This is a genomic window from Neptuniibacter marinus, from assembly GCF_001597725.1.
Taxonomy (GTDB): domain Bacteria; phylum Pseudomonadota; class Gammaproteobacteria; order Pseudomonadales; family Balneatricaceae; genus Neptuniibacter; species Neptuniibacter marinus.
In genome coordinates, this window is the sequence record NZ_LUTR01000073.1 from 1 (window position 1) to 270 (window position 270).

The 270-nt window shown below is 45.6% G+C and carries 1 pseudogene; it reads left to right on the top strand.

The features are described 5' to 3' along the window. Nucleotides 1-233 (top strand): annotated as a pseudogene (locus A3774_RS16105) (D-alanine--D-alanine ligase); the annotation flags it as partial. Nucleotides 234-270 lie beyond the last annotated feature (37 nt).

Below are 270 nucleotides of genomic sequence, written 5' to 3' on the forward strand. Positions count from 1 at the left end.
AGTGTTTCGATATCTTGGAAATCAATGGGGCGAGCAGCGAAGCCGCACATATTTGGGACAGCGATACTCCGCTAAGCGATATCTTTACTACGCTTTTAAAACAATATCGCTTGCTTTACCAGATTGGCTCTAAGCATAAAAAACAAGGCCACAAAACCCCGACACTTGGTGCATTGCTGCAGGCTTGGCGGGAAGAGAAACTCTTAACTCAGCTTTATCCGATGACTGACTAACCGCCGCGCTTAGGAAGAAACCATGAAAAACGTAATG